A 24,094-nucleotide genomic window follows, 5' to 3' on the forward strand; every position below is an offset into this window, starting at 1 on the left:
ATCAGTCTATAACATTACGGATTTGCGTCATATGTTGTCCTCTTGCCGTATAGTTTAGACCTGTAATTTGTACACCCTTATTATCACCAATATGAATCATTTTCTGATCTCCTAAATAAATAGATACATGGTTAGGATTTTCATAGAAAATTAAATCTCCTGGTTGTGCACGACCGATATCTGGCACCTGTTTTCCTTGTCCAATTTGAGCACCTGTCCAATCTCCTAACTGGACACCTATACTGGTTTTAAACACATATTGTGTAAATCCAGAACAATCTGCACTACCTGCAGCTGGATTTCTAGCACCGGATACATAGCTCACTTTCCCTTGCCCAAGCCATTTTTTTGCTTCTTCTAATACCTTTTGTCGTTTAGCATTTGTCATTGTAGGAGCACCACCTGATGATAACCCTGGATCATCATTTTTCTTAAAGAATTTCATTGGATCCGTTGGCTGGTCATTAATACGAATTTGGAAATCTAAATGGACAGCGTATCCAAACATATTAAGAACACCACCAACATAGTTAGAACCCCCCATTTCCCCAATAATCTGTCCTTTTGTTACCATAGTTCCTGGTGCAACTAAGATTTTACTTAAATGTAAGTAACGGGATACAACACCATTTCCATGGTCAACATAGACTCCTAAACCACCGTTGTTTACATTTCCTGTTTTATCCGTAACCATACCAGCTTCCATCGACCATACGGGGTCTCCTGGTTTTCCGGCGGTCATGGCCCCAATATCTACAGCATTATGCGGTTTGCTAGCATGAATTTCATCAAATGTACCTGTAATACGCCCTGATTTCGTTGGCCATTTCCAACCTTTATCAGAAATCCATTCTCCAGATACATCCGCCACGCACCCTAAATCTTTGTAATATTTCAAAACTTTAGAAACGTACGTGTAATCCCCATAGCACGCTCCGACTTTGGTTCGGAAGTTATTTGGATCAGAACAGCCAGCTCTATTTTCATCAGCATGCTCCCTAGAAAACGCAATAGCTGTTTCTTCTGAATATCCACCTCTTGCTAATGCATAGCTAATGAATCCAGGACCGTAATTGTAACTCTGTAAAGCAAGTGCTATATCTCCATTTGCCTTTCCTAAAACATCTTTAAATTCTTGTACGCCTGCTTCAATGGAGATATTTGGATCTTTAATACACCCTATACGGGCACTTCCTTTTAGACCTACACAATATGAACTTAAGTTTCCATGACTCCCTTCTGCTGCTTGCATCGGGTCATTTCCCGCTCCAGCTGACTCCTGCATCATTTGGGCTGCGAGAATACCAACATATTGAGCAACCCCATGTTTTTCCGCCATCTCTTTAATTTTAGGAAGGTAACCTGTTACCTTTTCATTGATATTGACAGGTTCTCCACCTGGACTCACAGCACCTACACACATACCACCAATATATCCACCAGTAGTAGGAGCAAGATGTCCATACATTCCTTCTAACATCCCGGCTTCTAATATCTCACGAGCCCGCTCTTTTTGACTTTTACTAAACTTTGCGAGTTCCATGGCTTTCTCTAGCCCATGAGAAGATGTTGTCACTTTTTTACTTCCACTCGCATTAATCTCATCTATTTTTTTCTTAAAATCTGTATCTCCTAATATCTTTTTTACATCTGGTCCAGAATAACTTTCAGACTTGGTTTTTTGCATCTCCTTTTTCTTTTTTTCGCAAGGACCATTCGGTCCTTCCTCGCATACCCCTTTTTCCGTATATTCTTCATATTGGATATCCAAGAAATATGATATAGCATCATGCGGATCTTTACCAGTTAAATCATTATCATATCGTGCCATGTCAAAGGCGACAACCTCTTTCCAATCCACATTCAGAGCCATTGAGACTTCCATATATTTTTTTACTTGTTCCTCTGTCTTACCTTCATCATCGGTAAAAGGTACAAAAGAGACTAAAATCACACACACAGCAATAATTACTCCCATAATTAAAGCGGCAGGTACTCCAACCGCTGCTATAACGGCACCCACAATTTTTAGTATACCTGCTTTTAGCATTTTGGCAGCAGCTTTCGCTGCTTCCTTTCCTGCTTTCCCTGCCAATTTTGCCATCTTCCCGCGCGCTTGCATCCCTTTTTTCTTAATAAAGTGGGAAGCTACATCTTTTAAAGGGTTATTTTTTTTCTGTTCATTTGGATCGTTAGGATTTTGACTCATAGACTTATCACACCATATTTTCCATTTTGAGAATTTCTTCCTCTTCGCTGTGCTAAGCGAGGGTTTGGCGCAAATGGAATCAGATTTTGTGGGTCATGTTCTGATAAATTCAGGTGCGTCTCTGTACGAACAACCTTGTCCTGTGTATGTGTTACTAGGATTTCTTCTCTTGGCTTAATACTACTGTCCTTCACTTCACAAGCTCTTTCAATCCTTTGGTTTGCTTGTAAGCGCGTATCTCCTTTTCCGAATGGCGAAATACGTGACCGTGTACCGTCTGTTGTTGTCGCAACCATATAACTACGATCTCTTTCTACGACCATTTGTACATTCTTATAACCACCTTGGTCTAAATCAGACATATAGAAGTGACCATTGTCCACCTTGTGATTGACCGTAAGTGGCGGTTCATTAAATACTGATTTCTGGTGTAACGACCTTTGATTTTGGTTTCCTACTAATTGATTTGGGTTAACGTTGATAGAACGATTGATACTAATTTTCCCACCACTAGAATCTTGAACATACGCTGGTGTAGCTTTCATACCATTACGGTACTGCGTTAATTGTCCCTCCGAAATATTTAAATCTTGATATACGACTTGTCCCGAACGAATACTACTATCACCACTAGCGTAACGAGATACAACTTGCGTCACACCACTAGAATCTTTTGCTTCAATCCAGGATTTATTATTTGTCGTAACAAGACGTACTGCACCTTGAACAACCGATTGTTTTCCAGTAGCATCCGTTGTTGTTGGTACCATTCTCTGAATCTCTTGAATTTCTTTTGCCTCTGTTTGAACAGCATTGTTATAAGGATTATGTTTACTTACCATACGTGCAGTCGCTTGATAAGCACCTGCACCACCAATCACACCTGCAGCGTAACTTAAGCCTTTTGTCACATTATAGTGACGCTCTGCTGCATTCCCTCCTAATGATGTATTAACAGCAGCATTAGTCCCACTTATCACTCTTTGTACTGCATTCCCTCCAGATTGTTGTACAGCACTCGCAGCACTATAGTATGCTTTTGATACCGTATCAATGCTATCCGCAAGCATAAGGTGTTTCGCACCTTCCATTACACTCATGCCAAGTTTTGTACTCTGCTGTGTCATACGTCCCACTGCAGATGTTGGGATAGACATTTTACCAGCACTTTGTGCAATATTTGCTACACTTGTTGATGCATCTGCATAAGAGCGTTCAATTTCCGCAACGGAAAGATCTCCTGCACGTGCTATACTCGCTTGCGTTTGTGTCGCCGCATATACAGCTTTATTGATTGCGCCACCTGTTGCAACACCATGTGAACGAACACCTTGAATCGCACTAGTAATTCCAGAACCTACTTGTTGGCTCACCGTTCCAAGACTTGCATGGCTTTGTAAACCTTTCGTTAAATGCGAAGCAAAGGCATCTTTATTAATATACGATTGATTATGTAGACTCTTACCACTTGTATCTTTTGCTTGTACGGGCATCGCTCCCGCTTGTACTGCCGCTTGTTGTGCGACTGCTTTAAATTCATTTCCTTTTTCATTCAGGTGAGACTGCCAAGCTTGCTCTTTTTGTGGTTGAGACATAGTTGGAGACAACTTTTTCATAAAGCTTGCCTGTTGTTCTGCTGCATAGCCCTGTTTAAAGGATTCTGTAGAAGCTTGTACCAGGTTCCCAACATTACTTACTTGTTTTGCTTGCTGGCTTCCTGTTCCACTTGTCAAACCGTGCGTTTTCACACCATTAACTGCCTTCTGAATGCCTGCTGTACTAGATACACCCATAGCATTTAAGCCAGGATTTTTTTGTAACTGTTGTGATAAATGAGAAGCGAAAGCTTCTTTATTCGCATAGTTTGTACCGTCTTTTTGCTGTACAATACCAGCTGATTCTGCCGCTTTTTGCGCATGATTTTGAAATCCTTGTACTTTTTGATCCAAATGCTTATTCCATGCTGCTTCTTTTTCTTGTTGTGGCATATCTGCAGGCAATTGTTTCATAAATCCAGCCTTATGGTCTGCGCTATACGCTTTCTTAAAAGCAGCAGTAGAAGCACCGACAAGAGCACCGACTTGTCCCATATTTTGATGGCCACTTTCTAACGTTTCTCCTTTTACATCCTCAACTGCTTTTCCGACTTTTCCTAATGCAAGTCGAGAAGCAAACGCATCTTTATTCACATAGGACTTATCAAACAGGTTATTTCCTTGCTTATCCTTCGCGTCAACTGGCATAGCCCCCGCTTTTGTTGCCGCCTGTTCTGCGTGATTTCTAAATCCTTGTACTTTTGTGTTCAGATGATCGTTCCAATGTTTCTCTTTCTCTTCTGCTGACATATTTTCTGGTAACTGACTCATAAACGTATCTTTATGGTCTGCCTCATAACCCTTTTGGAATGCATTCGTTGCAGCGTTTACTAAATCTCTAGCATTTCCATATGGTGTAGCGGCTTTCTTCATATTTTGTAAATCTTGTTTCCGCTGATTTGAGAAACGAGACATTTGATCATTGTTTGTTTTCGCTACTTTTTTAGCAATCTCTGCATCAGATGCACTAGGGAATGCTTGTTTTAAGCGACTTGCAACTGCAGAATCGGGATTATCTGCTTTCCAATTTTCAAAGTCTTTTGTAGCTAAATCCTGTGCGATATCTTCATCGGTTAGTTCCGGATAAGATTCGCCATTTAGATTTGAATACGTGTCCGCACCCTTTTTTACACTGGAACCAATATGTTTTCCTAATGCTACAGCTCCTTCGCCAACTGCAGCAGCAGATCTTCCAGTAACTGCACCAGTAAATCCGCCCGCTTTACTGCCAGCAAATGTCCCTATTGCCATTCCTTCTGGTCCAAGACCAGCTCCTGCTGTCATACCTGCAAGTCCACCAGCCGCTTTACCAATTGAACTTCCAATTTGACCAGCTTTTAACATACGAGCTGCACGAGATGTTGTACCAACATCTGCCCCTAAATTCGCTCCTAATGCATCTTTCGGGTTATCAGCATCTTCTTTTGTCTTTTCTTTATCCCCTTTATCATCAGGTTTTGCTTTTGAATTACGGTAGTCATCACGAACACCTTTAACGAGTCCAGCCACACTTGCTAAAGCACCCATACCCATCATCGTACCTGCTCTATGAATACCACCTGATGCATTGGTACTAAGGCCAATAAAACTTTTCACAATCTCACCTATTGGGATAAACATAGCAAGTAAAATTAATTTTATTAACGGACTATTTGCTGCTCCAATTAAAGAAATAATGAGCCATAAGGTAATTGCATGAATTGCTTGTATGAACACCGCTCCTATAAATTCACGTATCCAATATAATGTCTGTTGTTTCTTTTGTGGAAATAGCCACATACCTACCATTAACGGACCAATTAACATTAAAACGTATAGTGACACCGCTCGCATTAAATAGTAAAAGTTTGCCCAGACGATGAGACCAGCTTCTATAAACAAACCAAATATAATAAACATATAGTCATTTTCATGACCTTTCAAACCCAGCTCAGTAATGGTAAGTCCAGCCCCACCAAATCCAGGTTGTAGAAATTTAGTACCCTTATCTGGATCAAAATCCCCCCCACTTGCTACATTAACAGCGTCTCTAAACTCTATTATTATCCAAGAATTGATTTCAAATATGAGTGTATAGAAGTAATCGAGGTGCCAAAGAAAAATTGAAATGATCATCAAATCCTTCGCATACTCTATTAATGCTGTTCTATTATTTGGATTAATAGCTGTTGCCGAATATTTTGCCGCCGTAATAACTACACTGACAAGGACACAAAAAGCAACAAGCTTGAACATGACAGGCATGCCTGTGTCTAATACTTTGGTTAGAGAATTACCTGAAAATAAGAAATCTAAGTTTGTCCCCTTTCCTTCTGTTCCCTCTCCTCCAAACACTAAAACTGGCAGCGGATCCAAAGTTGCATACACCGGACTAAGAAAAGCCTTTACTATAGCAATAATTAAGCCTCCGACCCACTCTACTATTTTCTCAAGCATAATTTCACCTTCCTTTTTAAGAGTACGCCATTATCCTGCGTACCCTTGTACTTTCTTCATATTGTTTAAAAGCTCTTGTAGTACCGCTTCATTTGATTCAATGAACATCATTTCTTTGTCAGATGGATCAGTTTGAATCCAAACCGAACTATCTCCGACACGGAAAATCCCTTCTCCTTTTCCAGGGTTGTTGAGAATAATATCAAGCTCCCCAGCAGTTAAGTTAAAGTTCTCCTGGATCTTTTTCTTATCAATTTTATTTTGTTCTAAGAAGAAATAAGAGAAAGTAGATTGCAAGATACCACGAGCTTTTACATTTTCTAAAATACGAACAAAGTCCTGACTTGCCCAACACATACCGGCATTTCTTTTACGTGAACGACGTGCTACTTTTTCCAAGAAGTTAACCGTTTGTTCATAGTCGATAAACTGCCACATCTCATCAACATATAATACTTTTCGCTTGATAGCGTGTTCTGGACTCTTAATCCAATGCTCCCAAATATAGTTCAAGATAACGTGGAAAGCGATTGGTTTTAAAAACCCTTCCTCTAAATGACTAATGTTGAAATTAACAACGCGTGATTCATTTAACTGTGTTTCCACACCACGACCAAAATGACTTTGTCCATCAAATAATGGTTTTGAACCATCGCGTAAGAATGGTCGAATCGCAGCAATTAATTCTTCTGCTTTTACATCGTCTCCATGATGTTCTACTATGACATCATAGATTTCTTTTAACTCTGGCTCTGGCTTTCTCACTTGAGACTGAATTAACTGTCCATCCACTTTCTTCACTTCATCTGTATATAAAGAGGAAGGATGTGAAGTAATACCATGTTTATCAAACACTTCACGGATTGCATCTTCTAGCATAGTACGTTGGAATACATTTAATCCTGGTTGATCAAAGTCTTGCCCGCGAATAATAATGTCAAAGAAACCTAGTATTTCATTGATTTTCTCTAAAATTGGTACAAATCTCACATACTTCATGCCATCACGCTCTACAAGTTCTTTCTTATCATATTGTTCAAGTGCTTCTAGCTCTTCATCTTTATCCGTAATCTGAAGTTCTGTTACAGCAATTGCACAAGGATTGATAATGATATTACTTTCAGGTGAAATATTTAAATTAATACCACCTAGACGTTTTGTAATTTTTACGAATTCTCCTTCTGGATCGATAATCATTGCATGCGTATCTGCAAGTGACGTTTCACGAGCTAACTTCATTTTTAAAAGTAAACTTTTTCCGGAACCTGAGATCCCTGTTACACCAATGTTATAGTTTGGCGGGCGATAATCTGCATTACCAAATGAATTTAAAAATTCTACTTGCCCAGTAATTTTATTCTTTCCTATTGGTATGCCACCATTAAATCTCCCGGATCCTGATACAAATGGTGCAAACGTACATAACGCACGTCTATCGATATTTCGATAGGTATCTTGCAGCGTATTTGGTGCACCTAATGGCATAGTAGCTTTCAAACCACTTTTCACACGGTTCCAAGTACTTGCAATCTTAAAATGAGATGCTTGCATTTCATCTTCAATATACTCACATAAAACGTCCAATTCTTTCTTTGATTCGGCATACGCAACACCCATGGTACTCACCATATAGGAGTCGTTTTCATTAAACTGGATTTCATCCATTAAATTGTTTGTATCTTGAATTTTTGCATCTAAGTCTTTTTCTTGGTCAATGTTTCCTCGTGTACGTTGGAAAGAAAGATTCGAACGTAACATCGTCAACTGCATATCTAATGATCGCATCGCTTTAGCTTTTGGTTCTTTATGAATATCGATCATGACATCCACTTCCCCAGCCGAAGTTAACATGTTGAGCCAATTGGTTTGCATCATACGCGGGTACCCATCACGTGGAATATAAAACGGACGGAAGAACGTATTACTTCCTAAAGATTGTTTAATGACCCCATAATCTTCTGCATCAATTTTCATTCCTTCTGGAGCAATAACATCAAACACTGTTGTTTGATTATCTAATTGCGTCGGTATTTCCTCTTCTGCCAACTCTTCCTCCTCTAGCTCCAATTCGTCCCTCTCTTCTGCTTCTATTTTTTTCTTTTCCTTTTTCTTTTTTCCGAACAACTTCATGTTTACGCCACCCCGTTATTTGATTTTTCTGCCTTTTCTTCCGCTAGCACTTTCTTCATTAACTCTAGTTTTCTTTCATTCGTTTCCCCTGTTGAATAGAGGGAGAAATTCTCGTTTTCAATTAAGTCCTGGAAACGAGCTTTTATAGCTTTACGACGGTTAAATGCTACATATAAAAGTTCTATTAATTTATCTTTCGTTAACATTTCTACATTAATTTTTGCTTTCGATAGTAGATTTCGAGATGCATTATAACGACGATATAGTTCGTTAAATGCCTTATCTACAATCTTTTCTTCTAACTCGTCCTCTGTATCAGCCGTAATCGTACTAATATCAACCTTGTATGGATAAATTAAATAACGTTTTTGTTCATATCGAGGTTGCGAACGTTGCCAGTACTCTAAGTTATCAATAACTTCTTGCCCATATAGAACCGTCTCTGGTGTAAGATCCTTCGCGCCTTTCATCGTTTCTGTCATTTTTCGTACAGGATCTGTTAAATCTACAAACTTACTTTGAATATATACTTTCGTATTAAACTCTAATGTGGTTAACCATGATTCAATTTTGATATCAATCGCTTCTTGTTCCATATTGGAAAGTAAATAATAGTTAACTGGATGTGCTTCCGCAATCAGGACAAATGTGTCATCATGATACCGAATCATATGATTATCAATTTCCTTAATGTCTTCTACAAAAGTACGAAAGAAGTCAACATTATCCTCATCAATTTCCGATTCAGCAGACTTATTTTTTTTATTTTTCTTTCCAGCTTTTTCAGTAGTGTGTTTCTCTACTTCACCTTGCTTTTTCCCCTTTTTCTTAGAACCAAACAGCGGTTTTCCATTCATTTTCCGATAAAAGAAAAATCCCACAATGGCTATCGCCGCAAAATATATCATTTCTAACATTTACAGATTCTCCTTTGCCCATATAGTTGGCTCGTACCCTTTTCTCCACTTACCTTTTTCGGAGCGGCTACGCATTTTAATAAGTAAATACTTATCTAGATACATATGTTGTTTTTCTTTATATATAAACGCAAACGCTATAACACCTATTACCGTTGGTAGTGCTAAAATTAAGCAAATAAAAAACGCTACTACTGCATCAATAGGTGCAAATAGTCGCCATAAAAATGGTACATATAAATAAAGGGATGCTCCGCCACCCAATAGATAAATCAATTGGCGCTTGCTCAGCACACCTAGTAGTGTTTTTTGTTCCGAAGTCATATCAACAGGAACGGTTACTTTTCTCATTCTTTTTCCTCCCTTGTATAAGAGAAGCTCTCCCCAAATCGAGGAAAGCTTGTACAAACTCTTATGTTAGATTGTCGTAACCCAAGCAGCGATATCGTACGCTTTAATCATGACAAAGCCTCCAATTGCTGCGCAGGCTAAACCAATCATAGCTTGTGTACGGTTTTCAGGATTCTTCCCTTGTGCACCAGATAGTTTAATAGCTGCAAATACAACGCAAGCTGCCACCCAAATTCCCCCAAAACCAATTAAGGTTTTCACCAAAGTGTTCATGCTTTTTTGGACGGTTTCAGCATTAGCACCACTGCCACTACCACCAAGACCCTTCGTAAAGCTACTTTTTGCCAGTAAGAAATCCCCTACTGATGTTGTCATAAGTTTTGCAGACAACCAATTCAACATAATTCCTGCACCTCCGGGTGTTTTTGCTCGCAAAAACGCAAAAAGACCTCAATACACGCACACGTCCCCTAAGGACATGGCGCATATTGAGGTCTTCTCTTATATGCGAACTGATTAATTTTATATTTTATTGTAAAATCCAATTACTTTTATATTATAGCAATGCGATTTTAAAAAAACAAGTCCTTGTTTACACCTTTATTTCTTTGTATCCTCTTGGTTAGGATCGTACCATACTCTTTGAATTTTAAAAATATCACTGTCTTTAAGACCTAAAACTCGTATTTCTTCTTTCAGTGAGCACCCTGATTCTATTTTATCCATTTTGTAATTTTATCCCTAAGGGTATATACGTTTACATAATGCGCTCCTTTTTTCTTATTCATTTTAAATCTCTCCATCAATTTATTATGCTCCTTGATAAGAGTATACTACCTATTAAAAAGTGGGTAAGCATTGTGTTTATCAAACTATTTATTAGAAACAAAAAAAGGTAATTGTGCGTTTATCACAATTACCTTTTTTTCACTACTTCTATCTACTCTTTATTTTTTAAAATTTCATTAACCTCTTCCACACTTAATTCAGTGGCTTCCGCTACTTTCTCTATATTTACACCGACATTAATTAAATTGTGAAGCATCTCTATCTTCGTTGCTATTCTAGCTTCTTTTGCTGCTTTTTCTTCTGCCATATTCTATCTTTTATTGCCTTCTCTCTCGCCTCATATAAGCCTAAAAAGTCCTTATCACTACGTGAACTACCCGCCATTTAACGCCCTAACGGACCGTTTGAAGTGGGGGCTTCTCGGTTAATCATTACTTTGGGTAGCTAACGAATTTGTCCTTAGACAGCCGAGCTAACTCCCTTGTTCCAAAGGTTTTGTTATTACAATTTATCCTAACGCTAATAGGCTTATTGCTTCATTTTTGATATTAATAGCTGCGTTATAATCTCTATCGAGATTTACACCGCATATACAAGAATAAATTCGTTCAGACAAAGTCATATTTTTTATATTTCCACAATTGCTACATGTTTTAGTGGAAGGAAACCATTTGTCTATTTTCAAAAGTTGTTTTCCTTGTTCGTTTAGTTTATAAGCTAAGAAAGAAGTGAACATACCCCATCCATTATCAGTGACACTTTTTCCAAAATGAAGTGCTTGCGACATTCCTTTCATGTTTAGATCTTCAATAGCTACGACATCAAAATGAGTAGCTAACTTTTTAGACTCATGATGAAGGAAATTCTTACGTTGGTTAGCTACTTTCTCATGTAACTTAGCTACACGAATACGTTGTTTATGCCAACACTCAGAACCTTTATTACGCCTTGATAATACTCGTTGTGCCTTTGCTAATCGGTCTAACATGTTACGATAGTACTTAGGATAATTGGCTTTCTCATCCTCAGAACTAACGTATAATCCATTCATCGCAAAGTCTAACCCTACAACTGTTTCTACTTCTTTTTGTACCATTTCTTTTTCATATTCAGTCAAGATGGACACATAGTATTTACCCGTAGGAGTCATAGAAATCGTACATGACTTGATTCTATAATCCTGTGGTATCTCTCTATGTTGTTTGATACGTACCATTTTCAGTTTTGGCAATTTGATATGGCCATTTAACAACATAATATTTCCGTTTACTACATTCATTGTATAAGACTTTCTGTCTTTTTTACTTTTGAATGTTGGAAAGTCATTCTGACCACTAAAGAAATTCTTATAGGCTGTTTGCAAGTTTAGTTGAGCATTTGCTAAAGCTAATGAATCCACTTCTTTTAACCACTCAAATTCTGCTTTATATTTCGCGGGAGTTGGAGACTTTTGTTTCTTGAGTTGTTCCTTATCATTTTTGTATTTTTCGTACGTTTCTTTTCGTTCAGCTAACATTCTATTGTACACGAAACGTACACAACCGAAGGTTTTACGCATAAGATATGCTTGTTCTTCTGTTGGATACAAACGGAATTTATATGCTTTATTGTGCTTTGTCATATCATTTCACCTCACTTTTCACCTTGACTTTCAATATATTTCTTTACTACGTCTATTGGAGAACCGCCAGTAGTTAATAAGCAAAAACTTCTTGACCAAAAATATCATTTACCCATGATAATCTTTCATTTATTTAAATAAGCCTTTTGTTAAGAAAGGAATAAAACTCAATATTTCCCTAATACTAATCACAGTACAATCTGCTTCTTACCCAGATAGTACTTCACAACATAGAGCAGTTATTATAAATAGCTGCTCTTTTTTTATCTTTGTTACATAAACTTGGAGTTTTTGCCCATACTATACATAACTCACGAAAAATTTATACTCCTTAAATTCGTGGATGTAATTTTCTCAATGCGGTTAGCTTTTGCTAGCTGCTTTTTTATTTATAGAACAATTACATAAAATCTGTGTTTGGAAAATAGAATTATAAGTAGATTGTTATTGAGGGGAGAATCTTAATTATGAAAAACAATATACATGTTTGTGTAGGAGTGATTTCATCTATAAGTATATTTTTACTTTCGCTATTATTTTTATATTTTAATCCGTATAGTAGTCAAATATCTAATAAAGAATTTTTCATTACTGTTCTTTTCATGTTATTACTCCCCTCTTTCTGGGCGATCATTTCATTAGTTAAAAGAGAAAAAATTTTCGTTTTAATTTGTAGCATCTGGTTATTACCTGGCGGAATCTATTTAGGAATATCTACAATTCCAAGTGTTTGGAATTTATATATTTTTTTCTATTTGTTTATTTTTTATCTATTTTTCGAATGAAAGCTAAAAAAAGTTAATTCAAAATAAATATTCCCCTGTTTAAATAATACATAAACATTTACTATAGCTTGTACTTAAAATTTTGCTTCATGAGTTACTCGATAATAACTTTTTTCATCAAGTATCTCCACATATTATAAGAACGTCTATTTCTATTTAAAAAGTAATTCCCTGAAGCTTTCATAAATATAGGTTCACACAGCGTTAGTATAACCTCTTTAATTTTTTAGAGTGAAGCTATGTTTTTAGCATTTAATCAATTTGTTAACAGTGGAAATTACCATTTAGTCTTAACTATTTGATTCTATATCTAAAATATAGTTTTCCTCTAAAGATAATTTCCATATCTCCATTTTAATATTGCATTTGTATTGCCTTTTGTACATTCTCCACATCATTTTTTAATAGTTGCTTTAAGTCATAAGCTGGATAATAACCACGTTCATACATAAAGTTAAAAACCTGTGCGTGTAATTGTATAGCACCATTTAATTGACGGGTTAAAACTTCTCTAAGTCGCGGTGTTGCAGTTTCAGTAATCGCTATTGCATAATTTCGAACTGATGTCTTTGCTAACCCAAGCAAATCTCCAGCGTAAAATCCAGTTTCATCACGATGCTGTGATTGAAATCCAGGAGCATAAGGATAAAATTGTACTAACTCTTGTAGATTATTTTGGATGGCATTTATAGCTTTAATATATAACGATTGTAGTGCTTGATCCGGTACATTCCTAACTGATTTTTTTAATTTGATTAAACCGTTTGCTTGAAAAGCAACTAATTCATGTAAATCCAACGTTTCATGCCAAGCTAACTGATTAGGATAAGACATAAATGTTCCCCCCTTAAAATCCATTCATGCTACATTATGCAAAAAAATACAAAAAGGACCTATACTACATGAATTTATTTCAACCTAATTTATCATTAATTTCCATTTTCTATGTTAATTACATTAAAATAATCTTAATTCCTCTCCCTACTTTTTTATATCTTTAACTTTAATTTTCAAAATGACTTCTTCGCCTTTACAATCTATAAATTTAATTTTTTCTTCCTTAAAAATCCCCACCATTATACATCCTTTCTTATTTCGTTATAAACTTATACTAGTTAGAAAATATAAATGTGAACATTGTACCTAGATATTCCTTATATATTTTTTCAAATTTTATAGTTACTTAGATTTATAAATTATTAGATATTTACTATTAAGATAACTACATTGCAGAGATTATTCACTAAAGCACTTAATTCGAATAAACAGAAATATAGTCACCTTAACTATGTTAGTCACCTATTCCTAAATAATTAATAGGCTATATATTATGACTTAGGAGGGATAAAAAGATGGCTATACTTTACGATAAAGACTCTTTACAAAAAAATATTATTAACCTTCCACATTGGCAGCAAGAAGCTTTTCGTTCTTTCAAATTGAAAATGACAGATAAACATAAACCTTTCCCTTGTATACCAGCCCAACACGGCTTTACAGCCAATCACCTCAGGTTCGGATTCATTGGTGATCCTAGAAATATGAATACTAGCGCGGATTTTGCTGTATTACTTAAAGAGTATACTGAATGTTCTAGAGAAACAGGTCAATACGCCTCACTTATTGTTTTTATTCATACACCAATAGATTTAGAGCGAGAAACTACAGTTGAAGATTTTGAACATATTTATTGGTCTCTCCTTAATACAACTAGCCGTTTGGACGAGATGGAATGGCCTACACACATTCCAAATAACCCTATGGAGAATACTTGGGAATTTTGCTTTCATAATGAATCATATTTCGTTTACTGTGCTACACCTGCTCATGTCAATAGACGAAGTAGACATTTTTCATGCATGATGCTAGCTTTAACCCCTAGATGGGTTTTACAGGGAATTATGAGCTCTGAGAAACGTAGTAAAAAACTAAAAAACTTAATACGTCAACGTCTAGCTGCTTATGACAAAGCTCCTATTCATCCTTCTCTTAAAGATTATGGTGAAAAAGATAATTATGAATGGCAGCAATATTTTTTACGTGATGATGAAACCATTCCATCAAAGTGTCCATTTTCTCGAATAATAAAATACTTGCATAAAAATAAGTAATCCCCTCTGCTTTTTATTATTTAGTTGTACAAACTTTAACCACTGAATAGATTTAATATAGATCAAATTTAGTGGGAGGAGCATATCATACGTGGGCATATTTTTAAGCTATGTTTTTTTAGGTTTATCATTATCTGCTCCGATGGGGCCTATAAATGCTGCACAACTAGAAAAAGGTATTAGGAGTGGTTTTTTTCACGCTTGGATCCTCGGTATAGGAGCCTTAATTGCAGATGTTATCTACATGGCACTTATTTATTTAGGTGTAATTCATTTCCTTGAAAAAGATATTATAAAACTTTTCTTATGGTCTTTCGGAGCTTTTGTTTTAATCTATACAGGCATCGAAAGTTTAAAAAACGCAAATCAAATTAGCATTAGTAATACTAGAAATGATGATTCAATTATTAAAAGCTTCTTTTCTGGTTTCTTTATGTCTTTATCTAATCCATTAACAATTCTATTTTGGCTTGGAATTTTTGGCTCTATATTAGCAAAAGCCGCTTCTTCCTATAATAAAGAGCAGCTTTTGTTATATAGCTTGGGGATTATTTTAGGTATTTTTATATGGGATATTACGATGGCAAGTACATCTAGTATATTTCGTAAAATTTTGAATGCTCGTATATTGTCTCTTATAACGGTAGTATCTGGTATATCACTTATTATTTATGGTTTATATTTTGGTTTTCAAACTTACCAAATTATTTTTCAATAACTTCTATTATTTAGTTCTGACATACTATTCCTATTGTGAACAGAAAGATACTTCATATAGCTGTATTTCTTTTTCTTGAGACAAAATGAACAATTATAGTAATAATAATAACTATCCCTAAAAACAACAAGCTCACTAGAAAACCAAAACGAGTTGTTTTTTGCAAGAGTGTTCCACTAACAGCTAGTGCAATCATAATAAGACCAATGATACTTTTTACCTGCATCCATCCTTTTGGATTCATTAGTCTCCAAAAGGAAAGAAGAATTAAACTCCATGTATATAACAACATTAATCCAGCTGCAGTTGTTACATACTCATATATATTTTTTGGTAGTAATAAAGCGCTAAGAATAGAAGCACCAAGCCCCATTACGATAAGAATTATAGCTGGAAAAGAGATGTTTTTTTTATTTTTTTTAGCAAACATCGCAGGCGCATCCCCCTCTTCAGCTAAGTTCATTAATACACTTGTCACTGCAAATAATGAACCAACTAACGTTGAGAAGCCCGCTAAAATTAATACTACATTTAGAATAAATGGAACATACGGCAAATTATAGTCTTGTAACGCTATTACAAAAGGGCTTTCTTTCGTATTAAACTGGTTTAATGGAACCATCATAATTGCCAACCCTAAAGAGACTACGTAAATAATCGTTAAAATCATTAACATTACTCTCCCTGATTTTTGTGCATCTTTAGGGTCTTTAAGTCTTATTGTCATTAACCCCATAATTTCAATTCCTCCAAATGCATAAAATGCATAAATTAGAGAGGACCAAGTGCCTTTTAATCCATTCGGAAACCAATCTTTAAAATTCCGAGGAATTTGTGCTTTATATAAACCACCCTTTATAAATCCTAAAATAATCAAAATAGCGATTACAATAAAACCTATAATAGCAACGATTTTTATAATAGCCATCCATTTTTCTAAACGTTCGAATATCTTTACCCCTATAAAAATAATTAATATAGCCGCTACTCCATATATAGCAGCAAATATCCATAATGGTATTTTAGGAAACCAGTAGCGTGAAAAGATTCCTAACGCACTTAACTGGCTACCCATAATAAGCAGTTCAGAACACCAATATGTCCAGCCATGACTAAAACCCGCCCAATTTCCAAAAGCTTTTCTTGAATAAATGCGAAAAGATCCTTTTTGTGGATCTTCTACGGCCATTTTTGCCAATGCCTCAAATACAATATAAGTAGTGAACCCAGTTAAAATAAGAATAAGAATAATTGAAGAACCACCTATTTTAATTCCTATACTGGATCCTAAAAAAAAGCCCGTCCCTATCGTACAACCAATCCCAATAAGTGAGAGTTGCCACCATTTTAAATCTTTTTTTTCTTTCGTTTCGTTATTAACATCATGACAGGTCATATCACTATTCTCCTTTATTCATTTTGAGAATATCCCTCATGATCACTTAAATACTTCTCAGCAAGCTTTTCAACAACATCAATAACATCATGGGCCTTTATTTTATGGTTTGCTACTCTTTCGCTTCCTACAGAAATCTCAACTGTAAACAACGCTTCATATTTCATTTTTTCTGCTCCTTTCGTATCAAATACAACCTCGCATCTTTTATCCTTTTATTTCGCAAAAATTAATTATGTATTTAAAACCTCGTGAGTCTAAAAGTTAAACAAATAAATTCGAGTTATAGTTGTAAATCTAAAAAAATTCTAACGCTACTAAGCTTATTTACTAAAAAAATGTATGAGAAAGGAGAGACAGCATGCCTCTCCTCTATATCCATTTCGTATATAAAATTAACGAGTAACGCCACCGCCAAGTTGTTGCTCAGCTAATGATACAAGACGTTTTGTAATTTCACCACCAACAGATCCGTTTGCACGAGCTGTTGCATCTGCACCAAGTTGCACTCCAAATTCTTGAGCAATTTCATATTTCATTTGGTCAAGAGCTTGTTCAGCGCCACGTACTAATAATTGGTTGCTGCTTCCACTGTTATTGTTTGACATGTTCATTCACCTCCTTCTTTCTTTAATATGTTAAATTACATGATAAAATATATAGTTAATTAATTGGTAATTACGACCACGAATTCAAAGGTATAATTGATGCTCTTTAAGCCCAAAATAATAGTGTATAGGAGAACGAAATATAACATACGTGCCATGGGATATCATAAATAGGCCTCCATTACAATATAAAACGGGTTACGCTATATAAAAGCATAACCCGTTTTTAATGGAATGTTTTATTCAATATACTTTTAAATAGTGGAGGAAAAAGATGAAACATTTTGTTGCTTTATTAATTAAATATACAGCCGTAACTGCGGTATTATTAATCATACTCGGTATTTTCCAAGGTATTTCAATTCCTAGAGTATTATTAATTTCTCTTTTCCTTACGGGAACTGCCTATTTAATCGGAGATCTCTTCATTTTACCTAAATACGGAAATGCGATTGCTACAATGGCAGATTTCGGTTTAAGCTTCTTCGGAATTTGGTTATTAACATCTTTATTTACCAATTTAGATTCCACTCGTAATATTGGATTTTCTTCATTTTTAGCTGCTTTCATTATTGGTGGAATAGAAGTTTTCTTCCATATTTATATGAAGAAGGTAGTACTACATGAAGAGGATACATCAAGAGAACATAATCAAATTCACCATGATAACTATGCTATGGAAATGTCAGATGAATATATGGATTCTTCCACAATAAATAAATCTAAAGTTGAGGATAACCCTAAAAAATAGAAAAGTAGCCAACACCACTTTTTCATTTTTGTTTATTATGCTTGATCTGAACTTCTTACGTGTAATGGAGGTGGAACTACCCATCCTTTTTTCTTACTCAATCGTAGCAGAGTTACACCTGCTTGCGCTTTTTTCATATGAAATTGCCCGAATAGCATGCCTACATCTTCTCGAAGGCATTTTCCCATTACTTGACTACATGTTACAAGTCCAGCTGCTAGCCCTGCAGAAACAGCAGCAGCAATTTCAGCATCATTAATACGTGCTCCAGGAGGAATGTCTTCGATAGATGCAACTGGTCGTTCTGGAGGAGCAGACGGTAAAGCTACGCCATTCACCTTTAAAAGAGTTTTTAACTCTTCTATTTCTGAATTCATATCATTTTCAATTAAGCCTTCTAAAAACTTCTTCAAATCTTCATCACCTGTATGATTCATAAATACTTGATGGCTTGCAATTGCCCCCTGTGCAGCAAGAAGATAACTCCAAATGTCAAATACTTCTCCGTAATGTAAAGGTTCATTTTGAGGATTTCCACTTAATATACCCATTTTTAAATTCCTACCTTTCAAAAATATCATAATAAATATTGATTTCAATATTGAAATCAAATTTTTAAGTATACTTTTTCCTGCAAAATATTTTCTACTACGCATGGAAAACACCTTTCCAACACTGCGTGTTTATTGTTTAGGAAAGTCGTTTACAAATTAAATACTCAAAAATTATGAAAGAGGATTATCAATAATCTTTGAGTGAGAATCTGTTTAATATAAGGGTTTTTATTTTTATACTTACACAAAAGAAATTGATTTACATATTTGCTATATTTTACACTAATTCTCTTAGCGGTTAGCTCTACCACCAAGTTGTTGTTCTGCCATTGCTACTAAACGTTTTGTAATTTCACCACCAACAGAACCGTTTGAACGAGCTGTTGCGTCTGCACCAAGTTTTACACCAAACTCTTGTGCAATTTCATATTTCATTTGATCAAGAGCTTGTTCAGCGCCTCGAACTAATAATTCATTACGACTTCCACTATTATTGTTTGCCATATTGCTTCACCTCCATTGTTGTAATATGCTACAAATTATGAAATAATAATTATCCTTTTTATGGTAATTATATTGTGAGTAAACATTGATTTTTTTCTTAAAGTAGGGCAAAACATATAAGAAAGAATATCTGAATATAACATACTTTCATAACAATACTATGTATACTTCCTAATTCTCTTCAGTAAATAAAAGACAGATTTCTATTTCACTAAGAGATTAAATAGAAAGTATGTTTTGAGACATAATCTAAAAAGAGATTTGAGATGAAAGCTGTAACCTATCAAGGACCAAACCAAGTACAGGTTAAACAAGTGGATGATGCAAAATTAGAAAAAAAGATGATATTATTGTAAGAATTACTTCAACTGCTATTTGCGGTTCCGATTTACATTTATATCAAGGGAACATGCCTTTACCACAAGGGTATATTATCGGCCATGAACCAATGGGAATCGTTGAGGAAGTCGGGCCAGATGTCACTAAAGTGAAAAAAGGCGATCGTGTTGTCATCCCCTTCAACGTTTCTTGTGGACATTGTTTCTATTGCCAACATGAAATGGAAAGCCAATGTGATAACTCCAATCCTCATTATGATTCTGGTGGATACTTTGGTTATACAGAGAAATTTGGTAACCATCCAGGCGGACAAGCAGAATATTTAAAAGTTCCTTTTGGAAATTTCACTCCATTTGTTATACCAGAATCATGCGAACTTGAAGATGAATCTTTACTGTTTTTATCCGATGTTTTGCCAACAGCCTATTGGAGTGTAATAAACGCAGGTGTTAAGCCAGGTGATACTGTTATCGTCCTAGGTTGTGGACCTGTTGGATTAATGCCACAAAAATTTGCTTGGATGCAAGGTGCTAAGCGCGTAATCGCAGTCGATTACTTAGATTATCGTATAAATTATGCAAAAAAAGATTAACAATGTTGAGGTATTTGAGTTTACAAAATTCCCCGATATGGGAGAACATTTAAAGGAAATCACACATGGCGGTGCCGATGTAGTCATTGATTGCGTGGGCATGGATGGAAAAAAATCGCCACTAGAATTTCTAGAACAAAAGTTAAAATTACAAGGTGGAACTCTCGGTCCTATTCAAATCGCTACGAAAGCCGTAAGAAAATATGGAACGGTTCAAATGACTGGCGTTTATGGTGGCAATTATAATGCATTTCCACTCGGAGCATTTTGGGTTAGAAATATTAATCTTAAAATGGGACAAGCACCTGTTATTCATTTTATGCCGGAACTATTTGAAAAAATAACAAATAAAGAATTTGATCCAAAAGAGATTATTACACACAAAATCCCTCTTGAAGAAGCGAGCTACGGTTATCAAATTTTTAATAATCGAGAAGATGATTGTATAAAAGTCATTTTGAAACCTTGAAGGTACAATTTATTATTCTTCATGAAAAGATAAGATTACACTCCGTAATCTTATCTTTTTTATTAAATTGTAAGTAGCTATTCCCCCACTTTCATCTCACATCGAAAATAGTTATTTCAAAAAGGCTTTGCATTTTAAGGTAACGGTTTATTGGTAAAAAAATGAATTTAAGTATTAAGTAACCAACTAGCGGACACGATAACAATTTTAACTAACTTAAAAAGAGGTGTACTTCAATGTTTTATTATAAAGAGGAAATAATTAATATGATTAAACCGGATAAACCAGATCCAGCTGCTGCAAAAGTTTTACAAGAAATATTAGGCGGGCATTATGGTGAAATGCGTACAATGATGCAATATTTCTTCCAAAGCTCAAATTTTAGAGGTAAAGAGAAGCAATATCGTGATTTACTTCGAGGTGTTTTTTTAGAGGAAATAAGCCATGTAGAACTTGTACAACATACAATTAATCAGCTATTAACTGGATCTGGTGAACCTACGCCAGGAAATGCTGGTATTGACAAAGCACCGCTTGATGAAGCGGTTAAACATGCAAATCCTCACCACTTTATTGTAGGTGCTCAAAGTTCATTGCCTGTTGATGCAGCTGGCAACCCATGGAATGGATCTTGGGTATATAGTCATGGGAATTTGATTAGCGATTTATTAGATAACGTAGTACTTGAATCTACAGGTGTACTTCAAAAAACTAGAATTTATGAAATGAATTCTAATCAAACATTTAGAGAAACTCTTGCATTTTTAATTGTACGTGATAATGCACATCAAAATGCTTTTGCAAAAGCTTTAGAGACATTAGGGGTTGAATGGGGAAAACTCTTCCCTGTGCCAAACTATGATATCAATAAATACCCAGAGTGTAGAAAATATGTAGATATGGGATTCCATAATGCACAATTTAATTTTAGGTTAGATCCAACAAGAATGGGAGAAATATTCCAAGGTGAATCACCAAGTAGAAACAAAGGAACATTAACAGTAACGGAACCGCCAAAAGGTTTTCCTGTACCAGAACTTCCTGAAATGCCAAATGAGCATAGTCCTGGATTAAAAGATATGGATCTTTGAGCTAATTGTAACCAACTATTTATTAATAGTTGGTTACAAACCTTTACATAGATTCAAGTAAATTTATTTTTAAGAGGAGGATATTTATTTGAGTACAATAAATGATAAACTATCTATTTTTGCTTTAGGTGGCGTTAATGAAATTGGTAAAAATATGTATGTCATACAATATTCAGATGACATTGTAATCATTGTTTGTGGTTCTAAGTTTCCCGATGAGAGTTTATTAGGCATAGATTTAATAATACCTGATGTTACATATTTACAAGAAAATAAAGATAAAATTCGAGGTTTAATTGTTACGCATGGACACGAAGATCACATTGGAGGTATTCCTTATTTTTTAAAACAATTGAATGTGCCGATTTACGCAACAAAATTAACCTTAGGCTTAATCAGCATTGAATTAAAAGAACATAAACTTCAAGATTCGACACAGTTAATTGTTATTGACTCTGAGTCTTTAATTGAGTTTGGAAAGATAAACCTATCTTTTTTCAAAACAAATCATAGTATTCCCGATTGCCTCGGGATTGCTTTTCATACACCAGAAGGTACAGTAGTCCATACAGGTGATTTTAAATTTGATTTGACTCCCATAAACAAGCAATATCCAGACATTCACAAAATGGCTAATATCGGAAGTAACGGGATTTTAGCTCTCCTCTCAGAAAGTACGAATGCCGAACGTTCTGGATTTACTCCATCAGAACGGTTAGTAGGTGAAAAAATTGAAGAAGCCTTTGTAAAGGCGCACAGAAAAGTTATTATATCTACCTTTGCTTCTAATGTGAATCGTGTACAGCAAATAGTAGATGCCGCTTTAAAAACAAATAGAAAGCTTGCCCTCCTCGGAAGAAGTATGGTGAACGTAGTTTCTGTCGCCTTAGAACAAGGTTATTTAAATATACCTGAAGGAATGTTAATCGAAGCAAATGAGATTAATCAAATGGAACCCGAAAAAGTCGCTATACTTTGCACTGGTAGTCAAGGTGAACCTATGGCTGCTCTGTCCCGATTATCTAGTGGCAACTATCGACAAGTTGATATTTTACCAGGTGACACAGTCATTTTGTCTGCCTCCCCCATACCAGGAAATGAACGTAATGTTTCACGTATTATAGATAACTTATTTCTATTAGGAGCAACTGTTATTTATGGATCTGGAAGTTCAACAGGAATGCACGTTTCTGGACATGCATATCAAGAGGAATTAAAATTGATGCTTACTTTAATGAAGCCTAAATATTTCATTCCAATACATGGTGAGTTTAGAATGTTACATCATCACCGTCAATTGGCAGAATCTGTTGGTGTCAAGAAAGATAATATTTATGTTATCAGCAATGGAGATGTTGTTGATATTAAAAATCAAACTGCTATACAAACGAGACGTATAACTGCGGGTAATATATATGTAGATGGATTAGGTATTGGAGATGTTGGAAACACTTTATTGCGCGATCGCAAACAACTTTCTGAAGATGGTATGCTTGTAATAGTTATAACCTTGAGTAAAACAGAAGAGAAAATAATTTCTGGCCCTGATACAATTTCTCGTGGATTTGTATATGTTCGGGACTCAGAAGATTTCTTAAATAAAACTAATCAATTAGTTGTAGAAACTGTCAACAGATTACAAAAAGCACATATTAATCAGTGGAATGTTCTAAAAAGAGAAATAAGAGAAACACTTGGCCATTTTATATACTCACATACAAAAAGAAAGCCAATGATACTTCCTATCATAATTGAAGTTTAAATTGCTTATTTTCTTTATTTAATAATTATTTCCTTAATCATGTCGCAATTATTTAAAGCGTTTTTTTTAAATAAGCATGGTACTTATAACAGCTGGCATTCATAATCTCAAGACCTCTGGTAACTTCATCTACAAAAGTGCACTTAGATTTATCTAAGTGCACTTTTGTAAAAACATTATTTCCCATTAGCTTATGAACCACTTAATGATAACAACCATGTTTTGCTATTTGCCTAGCATGATCTACTTCAATTCCCATTACCTCTGTAATACCTACAACAATTGTATTTTGGAGAACATTCACTACTCATCCTGTTAAATGTTTAACGTAATAATAAAAATGATTCTGTCACAATAGAACTCCAG

18 protein-coding genes and 5 pseudogenes are annotated in these 24,094 nt (G+C 35.3%); 6 read left to right on the plus strand and 17 right to left on the minus strand.

Features of this window, described 5'->3' with window-relative positions; all coding sequences use genetic code 11:
• Window position 1 precedes the first annotated feature (1 nt).
• The 11 genes and pseudogenes from EBQ15_RS26315 to cotF all read right to left on the minus strand — a co-directional run bounded on the left by EBQ15_RS26315 (window position 2) and on the right by cotF (window position 13,667).
• A complete protein-coding gene (locus tag EBQ15_RS26315) occupies window positions 2–2,209 on the minus strand; it encodes a lysozyme family protein (RefSeq protein WP_033693027.1) in 2,208 nt (735 codons plus the stop codon).
• Window positions 2,206–6,240, minus strand: a complete 4,035-nt coding sequence (locus EBQ15_RS26320) for a TrbL/VirB6 family protein (RefSeq protein ID WP_000890361.1) — start codon at window positions 6,238–6,240, stop codon at window positions 2,206–2,208. Before EBQ15_RS26320 ends, EBQ15_RS26315 begins: the two co-directional genes overlap by 4 nt.
• A 30-nt stretch (window positions 6,241–6,270) precedes the next feature.
• Window positions 6,271–8,370: a VirB4 family type IV secretion system protein gene (locus tag EBQ15_RS26325; RefSeq protein WP_000765109.1), complete on the minus strand. Its 2,100-nt coding sequence runs from the start codon at window positions 8,368–8,370 to the stop codon at window positions 6,271–6,273.
• Between the two features lie 2 nt (window positions 8,371–8,372).
• Window positions 8,373–9,287, minus strand: coding sequence for a hypothetical protein (locus EBQ15_RS26330; protein WP_000891998.1), 915 nt, complete (start codon window positions 9,285–9,287; stop codon window positions 8,373–8,375).
• A complete protein-coding gene (locus EBQ15_RS26335) occupies window positions 9,288–9,638 on the minus strand; it encodes a PrgI family protein (protein WP_001233529.1) in 351 nt (116 codons plus the stop codon).
• A gap of 66 nt (window positions 9,639–9,704) precedes the next feature.
• Window positions 9,705–10,073, minus strand: coding sequence for a hypothetical protein (locus tag EBQ15_RS26340; protein ID WP_003308572.1), 369 nt, complete (start codon window positions 10,071–10,073; stop codon window positions 9,705–9,707).
• Window positions 10,074–10,238: 165 nt separating this feature from the next.
• Window positions 10,239–10,426: pseudogene (locus EBQ15_RS31705) on the minus strand (hypothetical protein).
• A gap of 152 nt (window positions 10,427–10,578) precedes the next feature.
• Window positions 10,579–10,793 (minus strand): annotated as a pseudogene (locus EBQ15_RS26350) (Rpn family recombination-promoting nuclease/putative transposase); the annotation flags it as partial.
• 142 nt (window positions 10,794–10,935) lie between these two features.
• Window positions 10,936–12,048 carry an RNA-guided endonuclease TnpB family protein gene (locus tag EBQ15_RS26355; protein WP_000160674.1) on the minus strand — a complete coding sequence of 371 codons (1,113 nt, stop codon included), beginning with the start codon at window positions 12,046–12,048 and terminating at the stop codon, window positions 10,936–10,938.
• An 11-nt stretch (window positions 12,049–12,059) separates the two neighbouring features.
• Window positions 12,060–12,149: pseudogene (locus EBQ15_RS26360) on the minus strand (transposase); the annotation flags it as partial.
• 1,038 nt (window positions 12,150–13,187) lie between these two features.
• Entirely contained in the window at window positions 13,188–13,667 is a 480-nt protein-coding gene (cotF, locus tag EBQ15_RS26370; RefSeq protein ID WP_000121378.1) for a spore coat protein CotF, read from the minus strand.
• A gap of 518 nt (window positions 13,668–14,185) precedes the next feature.
• Between cotF and EBQ15_RS26375 the strand changes: the two genes are divergently transcribed.
• Window positions 14,186–14,944 (plus strand): YqcI/YcgG family protein, encoded by a 759-nt coding sequence (locus EBQ15_RS26375; protein ID WP_000996581.1) that lies wholly within the window; start codon window positions 14,186–14,188, stop codon window positions 14,942–14,944.
• A 91-nt stretch (window positions 14,945–15,035) separates the two neighbouring features.
• Window positions 15,036–15,662, plus strand: a complete 627-nt coding sequence (locus tag EBQ15_RS26380) for a LysE family transporter (RefSeq protein ID WP_000510843.1) — start codon at window positions 15,036–15,038, stop codon at window positions 15,660–15,662.
• Between the two features lie 52 nt (window positions 15,663–15,714).
• Here the strand turns inward: EBQ15_RS26380 and EBQ15_RS26385 are convergent, their stop codons facing one another.
• The 3 genes from EBQ15_RS26385 to EBQ15_RS26390 form a co-directional block, all read right to left on the minus strand.
• A complete protein-coding gene (locus EBQ15_RS26385) occupies window positions 15,715–17,058 on the minus strand; it encodes an amino acid permease (protein WP_000128227.1) in 1,344 nt (447 codons plus the stop codon).
• A gap of 14 nt (window positions 17,059–17,072) precedes the next feature.
• Window positions 17,073–17,225, minus strand: coding sequence for a hypothetical protein (locus EBQ15_RS31310; RefSeq protein ID WP_000872952.1), 153 nt, complete (start codon window positions 17,223–17,225; stop codon window positions 17,073–17,075).
• Between the two features lie 228 nt (window positions 17,226–17,453).
• A complete protein-coding gene (locus EBQ15_RS26390) occupies window positions 17,454–17,666 on the minus strand; it encodes an alpha/beta-type small acid-soluble spore protein (protein ID WP_000069660.1) in 213 nt (70 codons plus the stop codon).
• Between the two features lie 274 nt (window positions 17,667–17,940).
• Between EBQ15_RS26390 and EBQ15_RS26395 the strand changes: the two genes are divergently transcribed.
• Window positions 17,941–18,417 (plus strand): YndM family protein, encoded by a 477-nt coding sequence (locus EBQ15_RS26395; protein ID WP_000680276.1) that lies wholly within the window; start codon window positions 17,941–17,943, stop codon window positions 18,415–18,417.
• 35 nt (window positions 18,418–18,452) lie between these two features.
• Here the strand turns inward: EBQ15_RS26395 and EBQ15_RS26400 are convergent, their stop codons facing one another.
• Both EBQ15_RS26400 and sasP read right to left on the minus strand, forming a co-directional pair.
• Window positions 18,453–18,968, minus strand: a complete 516-nt coding sequence (locus EBQ15_RS26400; RefSeq protein WP_002001812.1) for a DUF3231 family protein — start codon at window positions 18,966–18,968, stop codon at window positions 18,453–18,455.
• Window positions 18,969–19,262: 294 nt separating this feature from the next.
• Complete coding sequence (sasP, locus tag EBQ15_RS26405) at window positions 19,263–19,475, minus strand: small acid-soluble spore protein, SasP family (RefSeq protein WP_000002838.1); 213 nt, start codon at window positions 19,473–19,475, stop codon at window positions 19,263–19,265.
• Between the two features lie 266 nt (window positions 19,476–19,741).
• On the opposite strand from sasP, the pseudogene EBQ15_RS26410 reads away from it, so the two are divergent.
• From EBQ15_RS26410 to EBQ15_RS26420, 3 genes and pseudogenes are all read left to right on the plus strand, one after another.
• A pseudogene (locus EBQ15_RS26410) lies at window positions 19,742–20,875 on the plus strand (zinc-dependent alcohol dehydrogenase).
• Between the two features lie 236 nt (window positions 20,876–21,111).
• Window positions 21,112–21,966, plus strand: a complete 855-nt coding sequence (locus tag EBQ15_RS26415; RefSeq protein ID WP_033693026.1) for a manganese catalase family protein — start codon at window positions 21,112–21,114, stop codon at window positions 21,964–21,966.
• An 88-nt stretch (window positions 21,967–22,054) separates the two neighbouring features.
• Complete coding sequence (locus EBQ15_RS26420; RefSeq protein WP_000104280.1) at window positions 22,055–23,728, plus strand: ribonuclease J; 1,674 nt, start codon at window positions 22,055–22,057, stop codon at window positions 23,726–23,728.
• Window positions 23,729–23,930: 202 nt separating this feature from the next.
• Here the strand turns inward: EBQ15_RS26420 and EBQ15_RS26425 are convergent.
• Window positions 23,931–24,035: pseudogene (locus tag EBQ15_RS26425) on the minus strand (DUF2187 domain-containing protein); the annotation flags it as partial.
• Window positions 24,036–24,094 lie beyond the last annotated feature (59 nt).

It is taken from the genome of Bacillus sp. 2D03 (assembly GCF_003946765.1).
Classification (GTDB): Bacteria; Bacillota; Bacilli; order Bacillales; family Bacillaceae_G; genus Bacillus_A; species Bacillus_A cereus.